Origin of the sequence: Pseudomonas sp. KBN12P06040, assembly GCF_037574965.1 — a bacterium.
Lineage (GTDB): Bacteria > Pseudomonadota > Gammaproteobacteria > Pseudomonadales > Pseudomonadaceae > Pseudomonas > Pseudomonas aeruginosa.
Genome location: NZ_JBBELS010000001.1, coordinates 5414451 through 5430454, shown reverse-complemented (window position 1 = coordinate 5430454; position 16004 = coordinate 5414451). Strand labels below are relative to the sequence as shown.

Below are 16004 nucleotides of genomic sequence, written 5' to 3'. Positions count from 1 at the left end.
ACGAGTTCCCCTGTCCCTGGAGGGACAGGGGAACTGTCGAGGACGGGCTTCAGAACTCCACGCTATACGTCAGGCTGTAGGTCCGCCCCCGTCCCTTGTAGTCGAACAGTCCCGCTGGTGCGAGCCCGCCGTAGTAGACCTGGGCGCGTTGTCCCCAGACCGTGGTGTAGTCCTTGTCCAGCAGGTTCTGGATGCCCGCGGTGAGGGTGCCCACCGGCAGCGCCTGGGTGCCGAGCAGGTCGAACAGCGTGTAGCCGTCGATCTTGTTGCCCGGCTCGTCGTTCAGGTTGAAGGTGCGCACGCCCTGCAGGCGCAGGCTGCGCTGGTCGTCCTTCCAGCCGACGAAGGCGCCGGCCTTGGACGGGCTGGCCGAGGTCACGTCCTGCTTCAGCCAGCGGCCGTCGACCTTCTCCTGGGAGCGGATGGCCAGGCCGTTGACGCCGACCTGCCAGTGATCGTCCAGCCAGTAGGTAGCCTGGCCCTCCAGGCCGTAGTTGCGCTTCTTGGTGTCCTGCTGCAGCACCGCCAGGGTCTTCGAGTCGTACTTGATGCTCTTGTCCGACCAGGAATAGAACGCCGCCACCTGGGTATCCAGGGCACCGTCGGTGTGCCGCCAGCCCAGCTCGACCTGCTTGGTCTTGATCCCGTCCAGCGGCGAGTCGTTCACGCTGACCCCCTGCAACAGCGGGTAGTGGCCATTGCCGTCGGCTGCGCCGTAGCGTCCGAAACCGTAGTACTTGGCCGGGTCCGGCAGCTCGAAGCCTTCGCTGTAGTTGGCCCAGACCTGTTGTTGCAGGTTCAGCTTGTAGATGGCGCCGACGTTGACCAGGTTGACGTCGTAGTCCTTGCTCCCGCCCGGAACCGCGTCGGCGGTCTTGCCGAGGCCGTTGGCGATGAGGATCTGCTGGTTCGCCGCAACGAAGTCGCTGACGTCGGTGCTCATCGACTGGCGCCGCACGCCGGCGCTCAGGGTCAGGTCGTCGGTGGCCTTCCAACTGCCCTGGAGGAAGAAGGCGCGGCTGTCGGTATCGATGTCCGGGTAGCGGCCCAGCTTGGCCTGTTCGCTGGCTACCAGCCCGCCGCTGGCGGCGGCGAGCGGCAGGTTGAAGAGCATCTGGTCGGACGTGAATTTTTCCCGGTCCAGGTCCACCCCGTAGGTCAGGCTGGCGCGCTCCCAGGTCTTCACCAGGGCCAGTTTCATCCCGTAGTAGTCGGTGTCCTGCTGCGAGGCCGAGTAGTAGGAAGTGCCGTAGTTGATTGCGCCACTATTGCTGTAGCGGATGGTGGGGAAGGGGTTGAAGGCCATCTTCTCGTTGCGGTAGTAGGCCTGCAGGTAGAGGTCGTGACCCAGCACTTCCGGCGCATGGTAGGTGGCGTTGAACTGATGGCGCTTGCTTTCCGGCTCGCGGTCGAGGTCGACGCCGCCCTTGATCGAATAGGGTGCCCGTCCGCGCAGGGCATCGAAGTTGCGCCCGAGATCGAGGCCGCGGTCGCCGTCGTAGCCGGAGTCGTAGTACTGCAGGCCGAGATCGAGGCTGTGGCCATTGGCGAAAGTGAAGCCAAGGCTGCCCATCAGGTCCACCGACCTGTTGTACTGCAGGTCGGTCTGGGTGATGTCCGTCAGTACCTGGTCGCCATTGCCGTCGTAGGCCGCGCCGTTCTTCTGGTAGGCGATGGCCAGGCGGCCGTTGAACAGGTCGTTGCCGCCGCTGATCGACTGCGCCGCGCGCAGGTCATGGTCCTCATGGCTCTGGAAGCCGCTGCGGGCGCCCAGCTCGGTATTGAAGCGAGTGTCGCCGCCGACGCCCTTCTTGGTCACGATGTTGATGATCCCGCCGGTGGCGCCGCCGCCGTACACCGCGCTGGCGCCGGACATCACCTCGATGCGCTCGATGTTGAATGGGTCGATGGAGTCGAACTGCCGGCTGATGCCCCGCGAACTGTTCAGCGACACTCCGTCGATCATCACCAGCACGCTGCGTCCGCGCAGATTCTGGCCGTTGTTGGTACGACCCTGGGAGCCGATATCCAGGCCCGGGATCAATTGTCCCAACGCCTCCTTCAGCGGCACGCCGGCCTGGGTCTGCTGGTCCAGTTGCTCGCGCTCGATCACCCAGACCGTGCCGGGCAACTCGCTGATGCTGGTCGGCGCGCGCGAGCCGATCACCACCATTTGCTGCTCCACCGGATCGGCAGCCAGCGCAGGAGCGAAAAACGAAGCGAAGAGGGACAGGGAAAGCGCCAGGGGAGCCGGGCGCGAAGGGATGGAGCGGGGCATGAGGAGATGTCCGAGTTGCTGTTGTTTTGATGGGCGGCAAAGCTAAACAAATCGATAATGATTATCAAATGATTCGAACTGTTTCAATGAGGCATGCCTGGCTTCCAAAGCAAGATGAAATGCCTGACACGGGGCGCTGCGCATGGCGTGGCCCTACAGCGGATCCTCGGGCATTCCTCGATGACGATGCGGTATGCGCACCTAACGCCGGAGCACTTGGAATCGGCGATGCGCTTTTCTCCGATTACTCAGTCTGGCTACAAATTGACCACATGAGGATCTGTGGTAATCTGTAGTGAAGTTAACGCTTAACGTTAAGGGTTAATGAATGATTCTGACCTTTCGCTGCGACGAGACTCGTCAGCTTTTTGAGACGGGTCTTTCGAGACGGTGGGGAGCGATCCTCACAGTCGCTACGCGTAAGCTCGCAATGCTTCATGCGGCTACGGAGCTTCGAGACTTGCGCTCTCCACCTGGAAACCGGTTGGAGCCGTTGCAGGGAAAGCGGGCGGGCCAACATAGCATCAGGATCAATGACCAGTGGCGTGTCTGTTTCGTCTGGACGGATGCGGGTCCCGAAGAAGTCGAAATAGTTGATTACCACTGAGGAGGTGGACCATGGCTACCAATGGTATGCGCCCCATCCATCCTGGGGAAATATTGCGCGATGAGTTTCTGATGGAGTTGGATATCTCTCCAGCTGCTCTAGCACGCGCTTTGAAAGTCTCCGCTCCGACAGTGAATGATATCGTTCGTGAGCAGCGTGGTATCTCCGCAGATATGGCGATTCGTCTGGGGCGTTACTTTGATACGTCCGCTCAGTTCTGGATGAATCTCCAGAGTGAGTATTCGTTAGCAACTGCTTATGCGGCGAATGGCGAGCAGATCGAACATGAGATTGAGCCGCTGCTTGCTCAGGGATAGCGGTGACGTTGATCGTAGAGCCCCGCGGATGCGGGGCTTTTTTATGCGAACCGTAAATCGGTAAAGGGGGGCGTAGACGGTTTGTAGTCGGTTTGTAGTCTGCCGACCAAAACAAAAAGGGGTTAGCTTGCGCTAACCCCTTGAAAAATATGGTGGCTACACCGGGACTTGAACCTGGGACATCAGCATTATGAATGCTGCGCTCTAACCGACTGAGCTATGTAGCCGAGTGGCGCGCATTTTCCGTATCTCGGGCGGGGCTGTCAACCCCTGGGCCTAGATAATTTTCTGATCTTTCAATCGTTTAGACGGAAGGGGTCGGATCGCCGGAGAGAGGGCGATGGGGAGGGGCAGGAACGAAAAGCCCCGGCGCTTGGCCGGGGCTTTCCTGGGACGGGAAGGGGATTACACGTTGAAGCGGAAATGCATCACGTCGCCGTCCTTGACGATGTAGTCCTTGCCTTCCAGGCGCCACTTGCCGGCTTCCTTGGCGCCCTGTTCGCCCTTGAACTGGATGAAGTCGTCGTAGGCGACCACTTCGGCGCGGATGAAGCCTTTCTCGAAGTCGGTGTGGATCACGCCGGCGGCCTGCGGGGCGGTGGCGCCGACGCGGACGGTCCAGGCGCGGACTTCCTTCACCCCGGCGGTGAAGTAGGTCTGCAGGTTGAGCAGGCCGTAGCCGGCACGGATCACACGGTTCAGGCCGGGTTCCTCGAGACCGAGGGACTCGAGGAACATGTCCTTCTCTTCGCCGTCTTCCAGCTCGGCGATCTCGGCTTCGATCTTGTTGCACACCGGCACCACCACCGCGCCTTCTTCCTCGGCGATGGCCTTCACCACATCCAGGTGCGGGTTGTTCTCGAAGCCGTCCTCGGCGACGTTGGCGATGTACATCACTGGCTTGCTGGTCAGCAGGTGGAAGCTGCGTACCAGGCGCTTCTCCTCGTCACCGAGGTTCTTCAGCAGCGAACGCGCCGGCTTGCCTTCGGTGAAGTGGGGGATGAGCTTTTCCAGCAGGGCCTTCTGGGCCAGGGCTTCCTTGTCGCCGCCCTTGGCGTTGCGGGCGACTTTCTGCAGTTGCTTCTCGCAGCTGTCGAGGTCGGCGAAGATCAGTTCGAGGTCGATGATCTCGATGTCGCGCTTGGGGTCGACGCTGTTGGACACGTGGATCACGTTGTCGTCTTCGAAGCAGCGCACCACGTGGGCGATGGCGTCGGTCTCGCGGATGTTGGCGAGGAACTTGTTGCCCAGGCCCTCACCCTTGGAGGCGCCCGCCACCAGGCCGGCGATGTCGACGAATTCCATGGTGGTCGGCAGTACGCGCTCGGGCTTGACGATCTCGGCCAGGGCGTTCAGGCGCGCGTCGGGCATCGGCACGATGCCGCTGTTCGGCTCGATGGTGCAGAACGGGAAGTTTTCCGCCGCGATACCGGATTTGGTCAGGGCGTTGAACAGGGTGGACTTGCCGACGTTGGGCAGGCCGACGATGCCGCAGTTGAATCCCATGCTATGTCCCTCGCGCTCAGACAGGCGCTAGAAAAGTGGTTCAGGCCTTCTGGCTGTGCAGCTTCTGCATCGCCCGGGTCCAGTCCCCGGCGAGCATTTCCGGCAGCACGCCGAGGGCGAAGTCGATGCTGGTGTCGAGCAGTTCCTGCTCGCTGCGCGGGGCGCGGCCGAGCACGTAACCGGAAACCAGGCTGCTGTGCCCCGGATGGCCGATGCCAAGCCGCAGGCGATGGAAAGAATTCTGATTGCCGAGCTGGGCGATGATATCGCGCAACCCGTTGTGCCCGCCGTGTCCACCGCCGGTCTTGAGCTTGGCGACGCCAGGGGGCATGTCGAGTTCGTCGTGGGCCACCAGGATGGCGTCCGGGGCGATCCGGAAGAATCCCGCCAGCGCCGCCACGGACTGGCCGCTGCGGTTCATGTAGGTAGTCGGGATCAACAGACGAACGTCCTTGCCCTGGTGGCTGAACTTGCCGACCAGGCCGAAATACTTGCGGTCAGCCACGAGGCTGACGCCCTGGGCATGCGCCAGGCGCTCAACGAAAAGGGCCCCCGCGTTATGCCGGGTCTGGTCGTATTCAGGACCCGGGTTTCCCAGGCCAACGATCAGTTGTACGGCAGTCACGACGGGAGCCCCTCTCTATAAAAAGGCGATCGAGTAATGAATTACTCGGCGGCGCCTTCTTCGCTACCTTCTTCCTTCACCACGCGGGAAGCGTGGATGTTGGCAACGGCCAGATCGTTGCCGTGGGCCAGTTGTACCAGCTCGACGCCTTTCGGAGCCTTGAGGTCCGACAGGTGAACGATCTGGCCCAGCTCGACCTTGGCCATGTCGACTTCGATGAATTCCGGCAGGTCTTTCGGCAGGCAGGAAACTTCGACTTCGGAGATGGTGTGGGAGATCTCGCCACCGGATTGCTTGACGCCAACGGCTACTTCTTCGTTGATGAAGTGCAGCGGTACGTGGGCGGTCAGCTTGTGGTCGGCGACCACGCGCAGGAAGTCGGCGTGCATCACGAAGCCTTTCGCCGGATGGCGCTGCAGGGCCTTGATCAGTACGGTTTCCTTGGCGCCGCCAACGTTCAGGGCGATCACGTGGCTGAAGGCAGCCTCGTTTTCCAGGAGCTTGGCGATTTCGCGCAGTTCCAGGGTTACGGACTGGGGCTCTTTGTCGCCGCCGTAAACGACAGCAGGAACCAGACCGGCGTTACGACGCAGGCGGCGGCTCGCACCTTTCCCCAGATCGGAACGCACTTGGGCATTCAGAATAAAGTCGACCATTGTGTATCTCCAAAAATAACAATGCGCCCGAACGCTTGCGACCAGCGTTCGGGCGATTTCAAAGGCCCCGCCGGAGCGGGGCGTTTTCGTTCAGGCGCGTTCGCCGAGGCTGGGCCTCAGCGGAACATCGCGCTGATCGATTCTTCGTTGCTGATCCGGCGCATGGCTTCCGCAACGACCGGAGCGATGTCCAGCTGGCGGATGCGGCCACAGGCCTGGGCAGCGGCGGACAGCGGGATGGTGTTGGTCACCACCAGCTCGTCCAGTACGGATTTCTCGATGTTCTCGATGGCACGGCCGGACAGCACCGGGTGGGTGCAGTAGGCGATGACCTTGGCGGCGCCGTGCTCTTTCAGTGCCTTGGCGGCGTGACCGAGGGTGCCGGCGGTATCGACCATGTCGTCTACCAGTACGCAGGTACGGCCTTCGACGTCACCGATGATGTGCATCACTTCGGACTGGTTGGCCTTGGGACGACGCTTGTCGATGATCGCAAGGTCCACGCCCAGGGACTTGGCCACGGCGCGCGCGCGCACCACGCCGCCGATGTCTGGGGAGACGATCATCAGGTTCTCGAAGCGCTGGTCTTCGATATCGTCCACCAGCACGGGGGAACCGTAGATGTTGTCTACCGGGATATCGAAGAAGCCCTGGATCTGATCCGCGTGCAGGTCGACCGTGAGGACACGGTTGACCCCGACGACGGTCAGCATGTCGGCCACTACCTTGGCGCTGATGGCCACGCGGGCGGAGCGCGGACGGCGATCCTGGCGGGCATAGCCGAAGTAGGGGATGACAGCGGTGATACGAGTGGCCGAGGAGCGGCGGAAGGCATCGGCCATCACCACCAGTTCCATCAGGTTGTCGTTGGTCGGCGCGCAGGTCGGCTGAATCAGGAATACGTCCTTGCCGCGGACGTTTTCGTTGATTTCGACGCTGATTTCGCCATCGGAGAATTTGCCAACTGAAACATCGCCAAGAGGAATGTGCAGCTGACGCACGACGCGTCGTGCAAGATCGGGGTTAGCGTTCCCCGTGAAGACCATCATCTTGGACACGCTACAGGTACCTGTGTCGACCGAAGGGATCCGGATGAAATACAGAAGAGGAAAATGGCAGGGGCGGCTGGATTCGAACCAACGCATGGCAGGATCAAAACCTGCTGCCTTACCGCTTGGCGACGCCCCTGTGGTATTGCTCGAATGCCGTTTCGGCATTCCTTTCTCAGACCAGAGTTTCCAGCTTCCGGTGCAACATCGAGAGGTTGCTTCCTTTGGCGACGAACCTCTGAAGGTGGTCTGGAAGAAGGGCCGAGACTTTATCAGCTTCAGCTTTGTTTGGGAAGCTCCCAAACACACAACCTCCAGTGCCGGTTAATCTAGCTGAAACAAATTTGTTTAGCAAGATCAAAGCGTTACGAACTTCTGGGTAACGCCTCTCGACTACCGGCTGACAGTCGTTTCGGCTGTCCCCCTCGAGAACGGTGCGCACTTTAATGGCGGGAGAATCGCGTGTCAACAGTGGATCTGAAAAAATTTCTGCTGTGCTGACAAGTACTTGCGGAACCACGACGAGATACCAGGGCTCCGGGATATCCACCGGGGTGAGCTTTTCGCCCACGCCCTCGGCGAAAGCCGCGCGTCCGCGGGTGAAGACCGGCACGTCGGCGCCCAGGCGCAGGCCCAGGGCGGCGATGCGGTCCTCGTCCCAGCCGAGTTGCCAGAGATGGTTCAAGGCCAGGAGCGTCGTGGCGGCGTCGGAGCTGCCGCCGCCGATGCCGCCCCCCATGGGCAAGCGCTTGTCCAGCCAGATGTCGACGCCTTGCAGGCTGCCGGAGGCTTCCTGCAGCCCGCGCGCGGCGCGCACGATCAGGTTGCTGTCGTGCGGCACCCCGGCGATTTCCGTGTGCAGGCGTACCTGGCCGTCCTGGCGGGCTTCGAAATGCAGCTCGTCGCCGTGGTCGAGGAATTGGAACAGGGTCTGCAACTCGTGATAGCCATCGTCGCGGCGGCCGAGGATATGCAGGAACAGATTGAGCTTGGCCGGGGCAGGCAGGCTGAGGCGCACGCTCATGTCAGCGGCCGAGCTGGCGCGGCTGCCAGTCCTTGATCACCAGGGTGACGTCGAGGTCCTGGCCGTGCAGCTTCAGGCGCTCGGGTAGCCAGTAGCCGTTCTGTTCGGCGTAGCGGGTGTATTCGATCTGCCAGCCGTCCTGTTCCAGGCGCGCCAGGCGGCTGTCGGCGTCGAGGGTCAGGCGGCTCTTGCTGTCCGGCGCCGGGAGGCCGCGTACCCACCAGAGCAGGTGCGAGACCGGCAGGCGCCAGCCTAGTTGTTCTTCCAGCAGGGCTTCCGGGGACTCAGCCTGGTAGCGGCCCTGCCCGGCGACCTCCAGGCTCACCGCGCCTTCACGCCCGGTCAGGCGTGCTGCGCCGCGGCCGAGCGGGCCGGACAGGCGGATGTCGTAGTAGCCCTGGCGCTGCAGCCAGAACAGGGTGCCGCTGCCGGAGTCGCGCGGGGCGCGGATGCCGACCTTGCCGTCGATCTGCCAGGCATCCAGCTCGCTGAGTTGCTGCTTGTGGGTTTTCCAGGTCTGCGCATCGCCCTGGCCTTCCAGGGCTTCGTGGGAGGTCAGGCCGGCGCAGCCGCTGAGCAGGGCCAGCGCGGAGGCGGCGAGGAAAAGACGTAGACGCATGGTTTCAAGGAGTCTCGGCGCCGGTCAGGCGCTTGATGGTGCGGCGCAGCACGTCGCTGTCGGGCTGCTTGTCGAGGTATTCGCGCCAGATGGCTCGGGCGTCGTCCTGGCGCCCCTGGGCCCAGAGGACTTCGCCCAGGTGCGCGGCGACCTCGTGGTCGGGGTAGCGCTGCAGCGCCTGGCGCAGGTAGCGCTCGGCGTCCGCCAGCTTGCCCTGGCGATAGTTGATCCAGCCCATGCTGTCGAGGATCGCCGGGTCGTCCGGGTTCAACTTGTGCGCCTTGAGGATCAGCTCGCGCGCCTCGGTGTAGCGGGTAGTGCGGTCGGCCAGGGTGTAGCCGAGGGCGTTGAGGGCCATGGCGTTGTCCGGCTCGCGGGCGATGACGAAGCGCAGGTCCTTTTCCATCTGCGCCAGGTCGTTACGCTTCTCCGCCAGCATCGAGCGGGTGTAGAGCAGGTTGAGGTCCTCCGGGTACTGCTTCAGACCCTCCTGGATGGCCTGCCAGGCCTTTTCCTGCTGGTCGTTGTTGGACAGCGCCTCGGCTTCGATCAGGTACAGCTGGATGGCGTAGTCGGGTTGCTCGCTGCGCGCCTTGTCCAGGCGCTGGGCGGCTTCGTCGACGCGACCGGCCTTGAGCAGGACGTCGGTCTGGCGCAGTTGCGCCGGGAGGAAGTCATTGCCCGGGCCGACCTGGGTGTACTCGTCGAGGGCGCGCGCGGTGTCCTTCTGTTCCTCGGCGAGGCGGCCGAGGTTGAAGTGGGCGGCGTCGACGTGGCTGTCGCGCTCGACCAGTTCTTCCAGGTAGATCCTGGCTTCGTCCCAGGCCTGGGCTTCCAGGCAGACCAGCGCCAGGGAGAAACGCAGGTCGTCGTCGTCGGGGAATTGCTGGACCAGTCCGGCGAACTCGGCCTTGGCGTCGTCCAGGCGGTTCTGCTCCACCAGCAGGCGCGCGTAGGCGAGGCGCACGCGCTTGTCGTCCGGGTGTTCCTTGATCCCGGCCTTGAGCAGCGGCAGGGCCTCGTCGCTGCGCTTCATGCTCTGCAACAGGCGGGAGCGGAGCAGCAGCGGGGCGACTTCGTGGCGGCTTGCGGAGTTGTCCTCGAGCAGGGTCAGGGCTTCGTCCGGGCGGCCGTCCTGTTGCAGCAGCAGGGCCTTGCCGAACAGCAACTGGCCGTTGTTCGGGTATTTCTTCAACAGGTGGTCGAAGCTCTGCAGCAGGCCGGTGCGGGTATCCGGGTCGGTCTCCGCGGCAGACAGGGCGAGGAAGTCGAAGTGCGTGTCGCCCTGGCCGTTGAGGACCTTCTCCATGTACACCATGGACTCCTCGTAGCGCCCGGCGCGGGCCAACTGGATCGCGGCGGCGCGTTGGGCATCGAGGTTGTCCGGCGCGCTGCGCGCCCAGAGCAGGGAGGTGTCGAGGGCTTCCTGGTCGGCGCCGAGGTATTCGGCGATGCGGAAGGCGCGCTCGGAAACTCCGGGGTCGCGGGTTTTCTGCGCCTGCACCACATAGTTGCTCAGGGCGATGTCGAAGCGGTTGCGCTGCCCGGCCAGTTCGGCCACCAGCAGCGAATACAGGCTGTCCTCGCTGAAGGAGCCGTACTTTTCCGGCTTGGCCTTGGTCTCGACCGCGGTGTCTTCCACCGGCGGGGTGCCATCGGGAGTCTTGTGGATAAGTGACTGGCAGCCGCCGAGCAGCAGCGTGACGGTCAGCAGCGCAAGGGATTTGTTCATAGAGGAAGAAAGCCGGCCTTGAACCTGCGAGGGTGGCGCCATCATGACATAAGCCGTCCGGCAAGCCCAAGGGGGCCGGGACGGGCGTCGACGAAGCTGTCTATGGGGTCAATACATCGGCAATGGTTGTCCTGCCCTTGGCGAAGTAGGAGAATTGCGCGTTTCCCCGATTAGCTCAGCGATCCTGCATGGCCTTCATTGCCCTCGGCATCAATCACAAGACCGCCTCGGTGGCTGTCCGCGAGCGCGTGGCTTTCACTCCGGAACAGATGGTCGAGGCGCTGCAGCAGCTCTGCCGCCTGACCACCAGCCGCGAGGCGGCCATCCTGTCGACCTGCAACCGGAGCGAACTCTACCTGGAGATCGACCATCCGACCGCGGACGACGTGCTCGCCTGGCTGGCGGACTACCATCGTCTGACCCTCGACGAGTTGCGCGCCTGCGCCTATGTGCACCAGGACGAAGACGCGGTGCGCCACATGATGCGCGTGGCCTCCGGCCTCGACTCGATGGTCCTCGGCGAGCCGCAGATCCTCGGCCAGATGAAGTCGGCCTACGCCGTCGCGCGCGAGGCCGGCACCGTCGGTCCGCTGCTCGGCCGCCTGTTCCAGGCCACCTTCAGTACGGCGAAGACCGTCCGCACCGATACCGCCATCGGCGAGAACCCGGTGTCCGTGGCGTTCGCCGCGGTGAGCCTGGCCAAGCAGATCTTCAGCGACCTGCACCGCAGCCAGGCGCTGCTGATCGGCGCCGGCGAGACCATCACCCTGGTCGCGCGCCACCTGTTCGAGCAAGGCGTGAAGCGCATCGTGGTGGCCAACCGCACCCTGGAGCGCGCCAGCCTGCTCGCCGAGCAGTTCGGCGCCCATGCGGTGCTGCTTTCGGAGATACCCGAGGAGTTGGCCAACAGCGATATCGTCATCAGCTCCACTGCTAGCCAGTTGCCGATCCTCGGCAAGGGCGCCGTGGAGCGCGCGCTGAAGCAGCGCAAGCACAAGCCGATGTTCATGGTCGACATCGCCGTGCCGCGCGACATCGAGCCGGAAGTCGGCGAACTGGACGACGTCTACCTCTATAGCGTCGACGACCTCCACGAAGTAGTGGCGGAGAATCTCAAGAGCCGCCAGGGCGCTGCCCAGGCCGCCGAGGAACTGGTCGGCAGCGGCGTCGCCGAGTTCATGCAGCGCCTGCGCGAACTGGCTGCGGTGGACGTGCTGCGCGCCTATCGGCAGCAGGCCGAGCGCCTGCGCGATGAAGAACTGGGCAAGGCCCAGCGGCAACTGGCCAACGGTGCCGACCCGGCCGAGGTGATGGCCCAGTTGGCCCGCGGCCTGACCAACAAACTGCTGCACGCGCCCAGCGTGCAGATGAAGAAAATGTCCGCCGAGGGCCGCATCGACGCGCTGGCCCTGGCCCAGGAGCTGTTCGCCCTCGACGAGGGCGCGCCGCGCCACTGACCGGTACCTATGCCTGCATGAAAGCTTCTCTGCTGAAAAAGCTGGATGTCCTCAGCGATCGCTACGAAGAACTGACGGCGCTGCTCGGCGACGCCGAGGTGATCAGTGACCAGACCCGCTTCCGCGCCTATTCCCGCGAGTACGCCGAGGTCGAACCGGTGATCCTGGCGTTCCGCGACTACCGCAAGGTGCAGGCCGACCTCGAGGGCGCCCAGGCGTTGCTCAAGGACAGCGACCCGGAGTTGCGCGACCTCGCCGAGGAGGAGGTCGCCGAAGCGCGCGGCCGTCTCGCTGCCCTCGGCGACAGCCTGCAGCGCATGCTGCTGCCGAAGGATCCCAACGACAGCCGCAACGTGTTCCTGGAGATCCGTGCCGGCACCGGTGGCGACGAGGCGGCGATCTTCTCCGGCGACCTGTTCCGCATGTATTCGCGCTACGCCGAGCGCCAGGGCTGGCGGGTCGAGACGCTGTCGGAGAACGAGGGCGAGCACGGTGGCTACAAGGAAGTGATTGCCCGGGTCGAGGGCGACAACGTCTACGCCAAGCTCAAGTTCGAGTCCGGCGCGCACCGCGTGCAGCGGGTGCCGGAAACCGAATCCCAGGGCCGGATCCACACTTCCGCCTGCACTGTCGCGGTGCTGCCGGAGCCGGACGAACAGGCAACGATCGAGATCAACCCGGCCGACCTGCGGGTGGACACCTACCGTTCCTCCGGCGCCGGCGGCCAGCACGTCAACAAGACCGACTCGGCGGTGCGCATCACCCACATTCCCAGCGGCATCGTGGTCGAGTGCCAGGAAGAGCGCTCGCAGCACAAGAACCGCGCCAAGGCCATGGCCTGGCTGGCGGCCAAGCTCAACGACCAGCAGCAGGCCGCGGCGCAGCAGGCGATCGCCAGCACGCGCAAGCTGCTGGTGGGCTCGGGCGACCGCTCGGAGCGCATCCGTACCTACAACTTCCCGCAAGGGCGGGTCACCGACCATCGCATCAACCTTACCCTGTACTCCCTGGGCGAGGTGATGGAGGGCGCGGTGGAACAGGTGATCGAGCCGTTGCTGCAGGAATACCAGGCCGATCAACTGGCGGCCCTGGGCGACTGATATGACCACTATCTGTACCCTTCTCAAGGATTCCCAACTGCCCGATTCGCCCAGCGCCCGGCTCGACACCGAGTTGCTGCTGGCGGCGGCGATGGGCAAGCCGCGCAGCTTCCTGCGTACCTGGCCGGAGCGCATCGTGCCGCGCGAGGCCAACGAGCGGTTCGACGACTGGATCGCCCGTCGGCGCAACGGCGAGCCGGTGGCCTACATCCTTGGCCACCAGGGCTTCTGGAGCCTGGACCTGGAGGTCGCGCCACACACCCTGATCCCGCGCCCGGACACCGAACTGCTGGTGGAAACCGCGCTGGCGACCCTCGCGGCGGACACCGCTACGGTGCTCGACCTGGGCACCGGCACCGGCGCCATCGCCCTGGCCCTGGCCAGCGAGCGGCCGCTGTGGACAGTGACTGCGGTGGACCGTGTGGAAGAGGCCGTGGCGCTGGCCGAGCGCAATCGCCAGCGGCTGCTCCTGGAGAACGTCGAGGTGCGCCGCAGCCACTGGTTCTCCGCCCTCGATGGCCGGCGCTTCCGGATGATCGTCGGCAATCCGCCGTACATCCCTGCCAGCGACCCGCACCTGAGCGAGGGCGACGTGCGTTTCGAGCCGAAGAGCGCGCTGGTCGCGGGTAGCGATGGCCTCGACGACATCCGCCAGATCGTCGCCCAGGCGCCGCGGCATTTGCTGGACGAAGGCTGGCTGCTGCTCGAGCACGGCTATGATCAAGGGGCGGCGGTGCGCGAACTGCTCGGCGCCCGCGGCTTCGCCGGGGTACATACGTTGCGCGACCTCGGCGGCAACGAGCGGATCACACTCGGACAATGGGCATGCTGAGCGACGAGGAACTGCTGCGCTACAGTCGCCAGATCCTGCTGGCGCAGGTCGACGTCGAGGGCCAGCTGCGCCTGAAGCGCAGCCGCGCACTGATCGTCGGTCTTGGCGGCCTGGGTTCGCCGGTGGCGCTGTACCTGGCCGCGGCCGGGGTCGGCGAGCTGCACCTGGCGGATTTCGATACGGTCGACCTGACCAACCTGCAACGGCAGGTCATCCACGATGGCGCCAGCGTGGGTATCGGCAAGGTGGAGTCGGCGATGCGCCGGCTGGGCGCACTGAATCCGCAGATCCGCCTGGTCAGCCATAGCGCCGCGCTGGACGAGGACTCCCTCGATGCCGCCGTGGCGGCGGTCGACCTGGTGCTCGACTGCACCGACAACTTCGCCACCCGCGAGGCGGTCAACGTCGCCTGCGTGCGCGCCGGCAAGCCGCTGGTCAGTGGCGCGGCGATCCGTCTTGAGGGCCAGCTTTCGGTATTCGATACCCGCTGCGACGCAAGCCCCTGCTACCACTGCCTCTACGGGCACGGCAGCGAGGCCGAGCTGACCTGCAGCGAGGCCGGCGTGATCGGTCCGCTGGTGGGCCTGGTCGGTAGCCTGCAGGCGCTGGAGGCGCTCAAGCTGCTGGCCGGTTTCGGCGAACCGCTGGTGGGCCGCCTGCTGCTGGTGGACGCCCTCGGCACGCGCTTCCGCGAATTGCGGGTGCGTCGCGATCCTTCCTGTGCCGTCTGCGGGCAACGCCATGGCGGTTGAGTCGGCCGCGGTCGGCGTTTTCGATTCCGGGGTCGGCGGGCTCAGCGTATTGCGTGAGATTCGTGCGCGCCTGCCATCCGAATCGTTGCTCTACGTCGCCGACAACGCCCATGTGCCCTACGGCGAGAAGAGCGCGGAGTACATCCGCGAACGCTGCGAGCGGATCGGTGATTTCCTTCTGGAGCAGGGCGCCAAGGCTCTGGTACTGGCCTGCAATACCGCGACGGCAGCGGCTGCGGCGGAATTGCGCGAACGTTATCCGCAGGTGCCGCTGGTGGCCATGGAGCCGGCGGTGAAGCCGGCCGCGGCGGCCACCCGCAACGGTCGGGTCGGCGTCCTCGCCACCACCGGAACTCTGAAGAGCGCGCGTTTCGCCGCCTTGCTCGACCGCTTCGCCAGCGATGTACAGGTCTTCACCCAGCCCTGTCCGGGGCTGGTCGAGCGCATCGAAGCCGGCGATCTCTATGGGCCGCAAACCCGGGCACTGCTGGAACGCCTGCTGGCACCCATCCTCGAACAGGGCTGCGATACGCTGATCCTCGGCTGTACTCATTATCCCTTCGTCAAACCCCTGCTGGCCGAGCTGATCCCGGCGGAGATGGCGGTGATCGATACGGGAGCGGCTGTCGCCCGGCAGCTGGAGCGCGTATTGTCGGCGCGGGCGCTACTGGCCTCTGGCCAGGCCGCAACGCCGCGTTTCTGGACCAGCGCGCTGCCGGAGGAGATGGAAAGGATCCTGCCGATCCTCTGGGGAAGCCCGGAAAGCGTAGGAAAATTAGTCGTTTAGTCGTTCCTGGCAGACGTGACAGCGATTTTTTGAACTAAAGCGTTTGGTCTAGTATCTGCTTTAGTAAGTGCGCTCTTATAATGCGCAGCTTGAATGCGGGGGCTTTCATGCAACTTTCGAAAAGGACGTTTCAATGAAGAAACTACTTCCGCTGGCCGTTCTGGCCGCACTTTCCTCCGTCCACGTGGCCTCCGCCCAGGCGGCGGACGTCTCGGCCGCCGTCGGTGCGACCGGCCAGTCGGGCATGACCTATCGCCTGGGCCTGAGCTGGGATTGGGACAAGAGCTGGTGGCAGACCTCCACCGGGCGCCTGACCGGCTACTGGGATGCGGGCTACACCTATTGGGAAGGTGGCGATGAAGGCGCCGGCAAGCATTCGCTGTCGTTCGCTCCGGTATTCGTCTATGAGTTCGCCGGCGACTCGATCAAGCCATTCATCGAGGCCGGTATCGGCGTGGCGGCGTTCTCCGGCACCCGTGTCGGCGACCAGAACCTGGGTTCCTCCCTGAACTTCGAAGACCGCATCGGCGCCGGCCTGAAGTTCGCCAACGGCCAGTCGGTCGGCATTCGGGCGATCCACTATTCCAACGCCGGCCTGAAACAGCCGAACGACGGTATCGAGTCCTACAGCCTGTTCTACAAGATCCCGATCTAGTCGGCACG

At 64.3% G+C, this 16004-nt stretch carries 16 protein-coding genes, 2 tRNA genes and 1 pseudogene; 9 read left to right on the top strand and 10 right to left on the bottom strand.

All coding sequences use genetic code 11. The features are described 5' to 3' along the window. Nucleotides 1-49: 49 nt before the first annotated feature. A complete protein-coding gene (locus VQ067_RS25670) occupies nt 50-2278 on the bottom strand; it encodes a TonB-dependent receptor (protein ID WP_033991161.1) in 2229 nt (742 codons plus the stop codon). 150 nt (nt 2279-2428) lie between these two features. On the opposite strand from VQ067_RS25670, the pseudogene VQ067_RS25665 reads away from it, so the two are divergent. From VQ067_RS25665 to VQ067_RS25655, 3 genes and pseudogenes are all read left to right on the top strand, one after another. Then, nucleotides 2429-2554: pseudogene (locus tag VQ067_RS25665) on the top strand (phage integrase); the annotation flags it as partial. A gap of 52 nt (nt 2555-2606) precedes the next feature. Further along, nucleotides 2607-2885: a type II toxin-antitoxin system RelE/ParE family toxin gene (locus VQ067_RS25660; RefSeq protein WP_003113526.1), complete on the top strand. Its 279-nt coding sequence runs from the start codon at nt 2607-2609 to the stop codon at nt 2883-2885. Nucleotides 2886-2896: 11 nt separating this feature from the next. After that, nucleotides 2897-3202 (top strand): HigA family addiction module antitoxin, encoded by a 306-nt coding sequence (locus VQ067_RS25655; RefSeq protein ID WP_003111575.1) that lies wholly within the window; start codon nt 2897-2899, stop codon nt 3200-3202. A gap of 150 nt (nt 3203-3352) precedes the next feature. Here VQ067_RS25655 and VQ067_RS25650 read toward each other — a convergent pair. The 9 genes from VQ067_RS25650 to lbcA all read right to left on the bottom strand — a co-directional run bounded on the left by VQ067_RS25650 (nt 3353) and on the right by lbcA (nt 10458). Continuing rightward, a tRNA-Met gene (locus VQ067_RS25650) sits at nt 3353-3429 on the bottom strand. A 178-nt stretch (nt 3430-3607) separates the two neighbouring features. After that, the gene (ychF, locus tag VQ067_RS25645) at nt 3608-4708 is read right to left on the bottom strand and encodes a redox-regulated ATPase YchF (RefSeq protein WP_003099270.1); all 1101 of its coding nucleotides are present in this window, start codon (nt 4706-4708) and stop codon (nt 3608-3610) included. Nucleotides 4709-4748: 40 nt separating this feature from the next. Continuing rightward, entirely contained in the window at nt 4749-5333 is a 585-nt protein-coding gene (pth, locus tag VQ067_RS25640) for an aminoacyl-tRNA hydrolase (RefSeq protein ID WP_003099278.1), read from the bottom strand. Between the two features lie 41 nt (nt 5334-5374). Further along, nucleotides 5375-5989: a 50S ribosomal protein L25/general stress protein Ctc gene (locus tag VQ067_RS25635; RefSeq protein ID WP_003095013.1), complete on the bottom strand. Its 615-nt coding sequence runs from the start codon at nt 5987-5989 to the stop codon at nt 5375-5377. Nucleotides 5990-6105: 116 nt separating this feature from the next. Further along, nucleotides 6106-7047: a ribose-phosphate pyrophosphokinase gene (locus tag VQ067_RS25630; RefSeq protein ID WP_003099281.1), complete on the bottom strand. Its 942-nt coding sequence runs from the start codon at nt 7045-7047 to the stop codon at nt 6106-6108. 55 nt (nt 7048-7102) lie between these two features. After that, nucleotides 7103-7177: transfer RNA gene (locus tag VQ067_RS25625), tRNA-Gln, on the bottom strand. 36 nt (nt 7178-7213) lie between these two features. Then, a complete protein-coding gene (gene ispE, locus VQ067_RS25620) occupies nt 7214-8062 on the bottom strand; it encodes a 4-(cytidine 5'-diphospho)-2-C-methyl-D-erythritol kinase (protein WP_031686602.1) in 849 nt (282 codons plus the stop codon). 1 nt (nt 8063) lies between these two features. Further along, nucleotides 8064-8681, bottom strand: coding sequence for a lipoprotein insertase outer membrane protein LolB (gene lolB, locus VQ067_RS25615; protein ID WP_003095005.1), 618 nt, complete (start codon nt 8679-8681; stop codon nt 8064-8066). Nucleotides 8682-8685: 4 nt separating this feature from the next. Next, nucleotides 8686-10458 (bottom strand): proteolytic complex protein LbcA, encoded by a 1773-nt coding sequence (lbcA, locus tag VQ067_RS25610; RefSeq protein WP_074241324.1) that lies wholly within the window; start codon nt 10456-10458, stop codon nt 8686-8688. Nucleotides 10459-10601: 143 nt separating this feature from the next. Here lbcA and hemA point away from each other — a divergent pair, with 143 nt between their 5' ends. The 6 genes from hemA (at nt 10602) to pagL (ending at nt 15996) form a co-directional block, all read left to right on the top strand. After that, entirely contained in the window at nt 10602-11870 is a 1269-nt protein-coding gene (hemA, locus tag VQ067_RS25605; protein WP_003095001.1) for a glutamyl-tRNA reductase, read from the top strand. 17 nt (nt 11871-11887) lie between these two features. After that, nucleotides 11888-12970 carry a peptide chain release factor 1 gene (prfA, locus tag VQ067_RS25600; protein ID WP_003094997.1) on the top strand — a complete coding sequence of 361 codons (1083 nt, stop codon included), beginning with the start codon at nt 11888-11890 and terminating at the stop codon, nt 12968-12970. A 1-nt stretch (nt 12971) separates the two neighbouring features. Continuing rightward, the gene (gene prmC, locus VQ067_RS25595) at nt 12972-13802 is read left to right on the top strand and encodes a peptide chain release factor N(5)-glutamine methyltransferase (RefSeq protein ID WP_003114694.1); all 831 of its coding nucleotides are present in this window, start codon (nt 12972-12974) and stop codon (nt 13800-13802) included. Continuing rightward, a complete protein-coding gene (locus VQ067_RS25590; protein ID WP_003141626.1) occupies nt 13796-14554 on the top strand; it encodes a molybdopterin-synthase adenylyltransferase MoeB in 759 nt (252 codons plus the stop codon). Before prmC ends, VQ067_RS25590 begins: the two co-directional genes overlap by 7 nt. Continuing rightward, complete coding sequence (gene murI, locus VQ067_RS25585) at nt 14544-15341, top strand: glutamate racemase (RefSeq protein ID WP_003099300.1); 798 nt, start codon at nt 14544-14546, stop codon at nt 15339-15341. Before VQ067_RS25590 ends, murI begins: the two co-directional genes overlap by 11 nt. Nucleotides 15342-15474: 133 nt before the next feature. Further along, on the top strand, nt 15475-15996 hold the full coding sequence (gene pagL, locus VQ067_RS25580; RefSeq protein ID WP_003094992.1) for a lipid A 3-O-deacylase: 522 nt from the start codon (nt 15475-15477) through the stop codon (nt 15994-15996). Nucleotides 15997-16004: the final 8 nt, after the last annotated feature.

What these genes read in the sequence shown, in the direction of transcription:
- VQ067_RS25670 (WP_033991161.1), bottom strand. Translation starts at nt 2,278, where the DNA reads ATGCCCCGCTCCATCCCTTCGCGCCCGGCTCCCCTGGCGCTTTCCCTG.
- VQ067_RS25660 (WP_003113526.1), top strand. Translation starts at nt 2,607, where the DNA reads ATGATTCTGACCTTTCGCTGCGACGAGACTCGTCAGCTTTTTGAGACG.
- VQ067_RS25655 (WP_003111575.1), top strand. Translation starts at nt 2,897, where the DNA reads ATGGCTACCAATGGTATGCGCCCCATCCATCCTGGGGAAATATTGCGC.
- ychF (WP_003099270.1), bottom strand. Translation starts at nt 4,708, where the DNA reads ATGGGATTCAACTGCGGCATCGTCGGCCTGCCCAACGTCGGCAAGTCC.
- VQ067_RS25635 (WP_003095013.1), bottom strand. Translation starts at nt 5,989, where the DNA reads ATGGTCGACTTTATTCTGAATGCCCAAGTGCGTTCCGATCTGGGGAAA.
- ispE (WP_031686602.1), bottom strand. Translation starts at nt 8,062, where the DNA reads ATGAGCGTGCGCCTCAGCCTGCCTGCCCCGGCCAAGCTCAATCTGTTC.
- lolB (WP_003095005.1), bottom strand. Translation starts at nt 8,681, where the DNA reads ATGCGTCTACGTCTTTTCCTCGCCGCCTCCGCGCTGGCCCTGCTCAGC.
- lbcA (WP_074241324.1), bottom strand. Translation starts at nt 10,458, where the DNA reads ATGATGGCGCCACCCTCGCAGGTTCAAGGCCGGCTTTCTTCCTCTATG.
- hemA (WP_003095001.1), top strand. Translation starts at nt 10,602, where the DNA reads ATGGCCTTCATTGCCCTCGGCATCAATCACAAGACCGCCTCGGTGGCT.
- prfA (WP_003094997.1), top strand. Translation starts at nt 11,888, where the DNA reads ATGAAAGCTTCTCTGCTGAAAAAGCTGGATGTCCTCAGCGATCGCTAC.
- prmC (WP_003114694.1), top strand. Translation starts at nt 12,972, where the DNA reads ATGACCACTATCTGTACCCTTCTCAAGGATTCCCAACTGCCCGATTCG.
- VQ067_RS25590 (WP_003141626.1), top strand. Translation starts at nt 13,796, where the DNA reads ATGCTGAGCGACGAGGAACTGCTGCGCTACAGTCGCCAGATCCTGCTG.
- murI (WP_003099300.1), top strand. Translation starts at nt 14,544, where the DNA reads ATGGCGGTTGAGTCGGCCGCGGTCGGCGTTTTCGATTCCGGGGTCGGC.
- pagL (WP_003094992.1), top strand. Translation starts at nt 15,475, where the DNA reads ATGAAGAAACTACTTCCGCTGGCCGTTCTGGCCGCACTTTCCTCCGTC.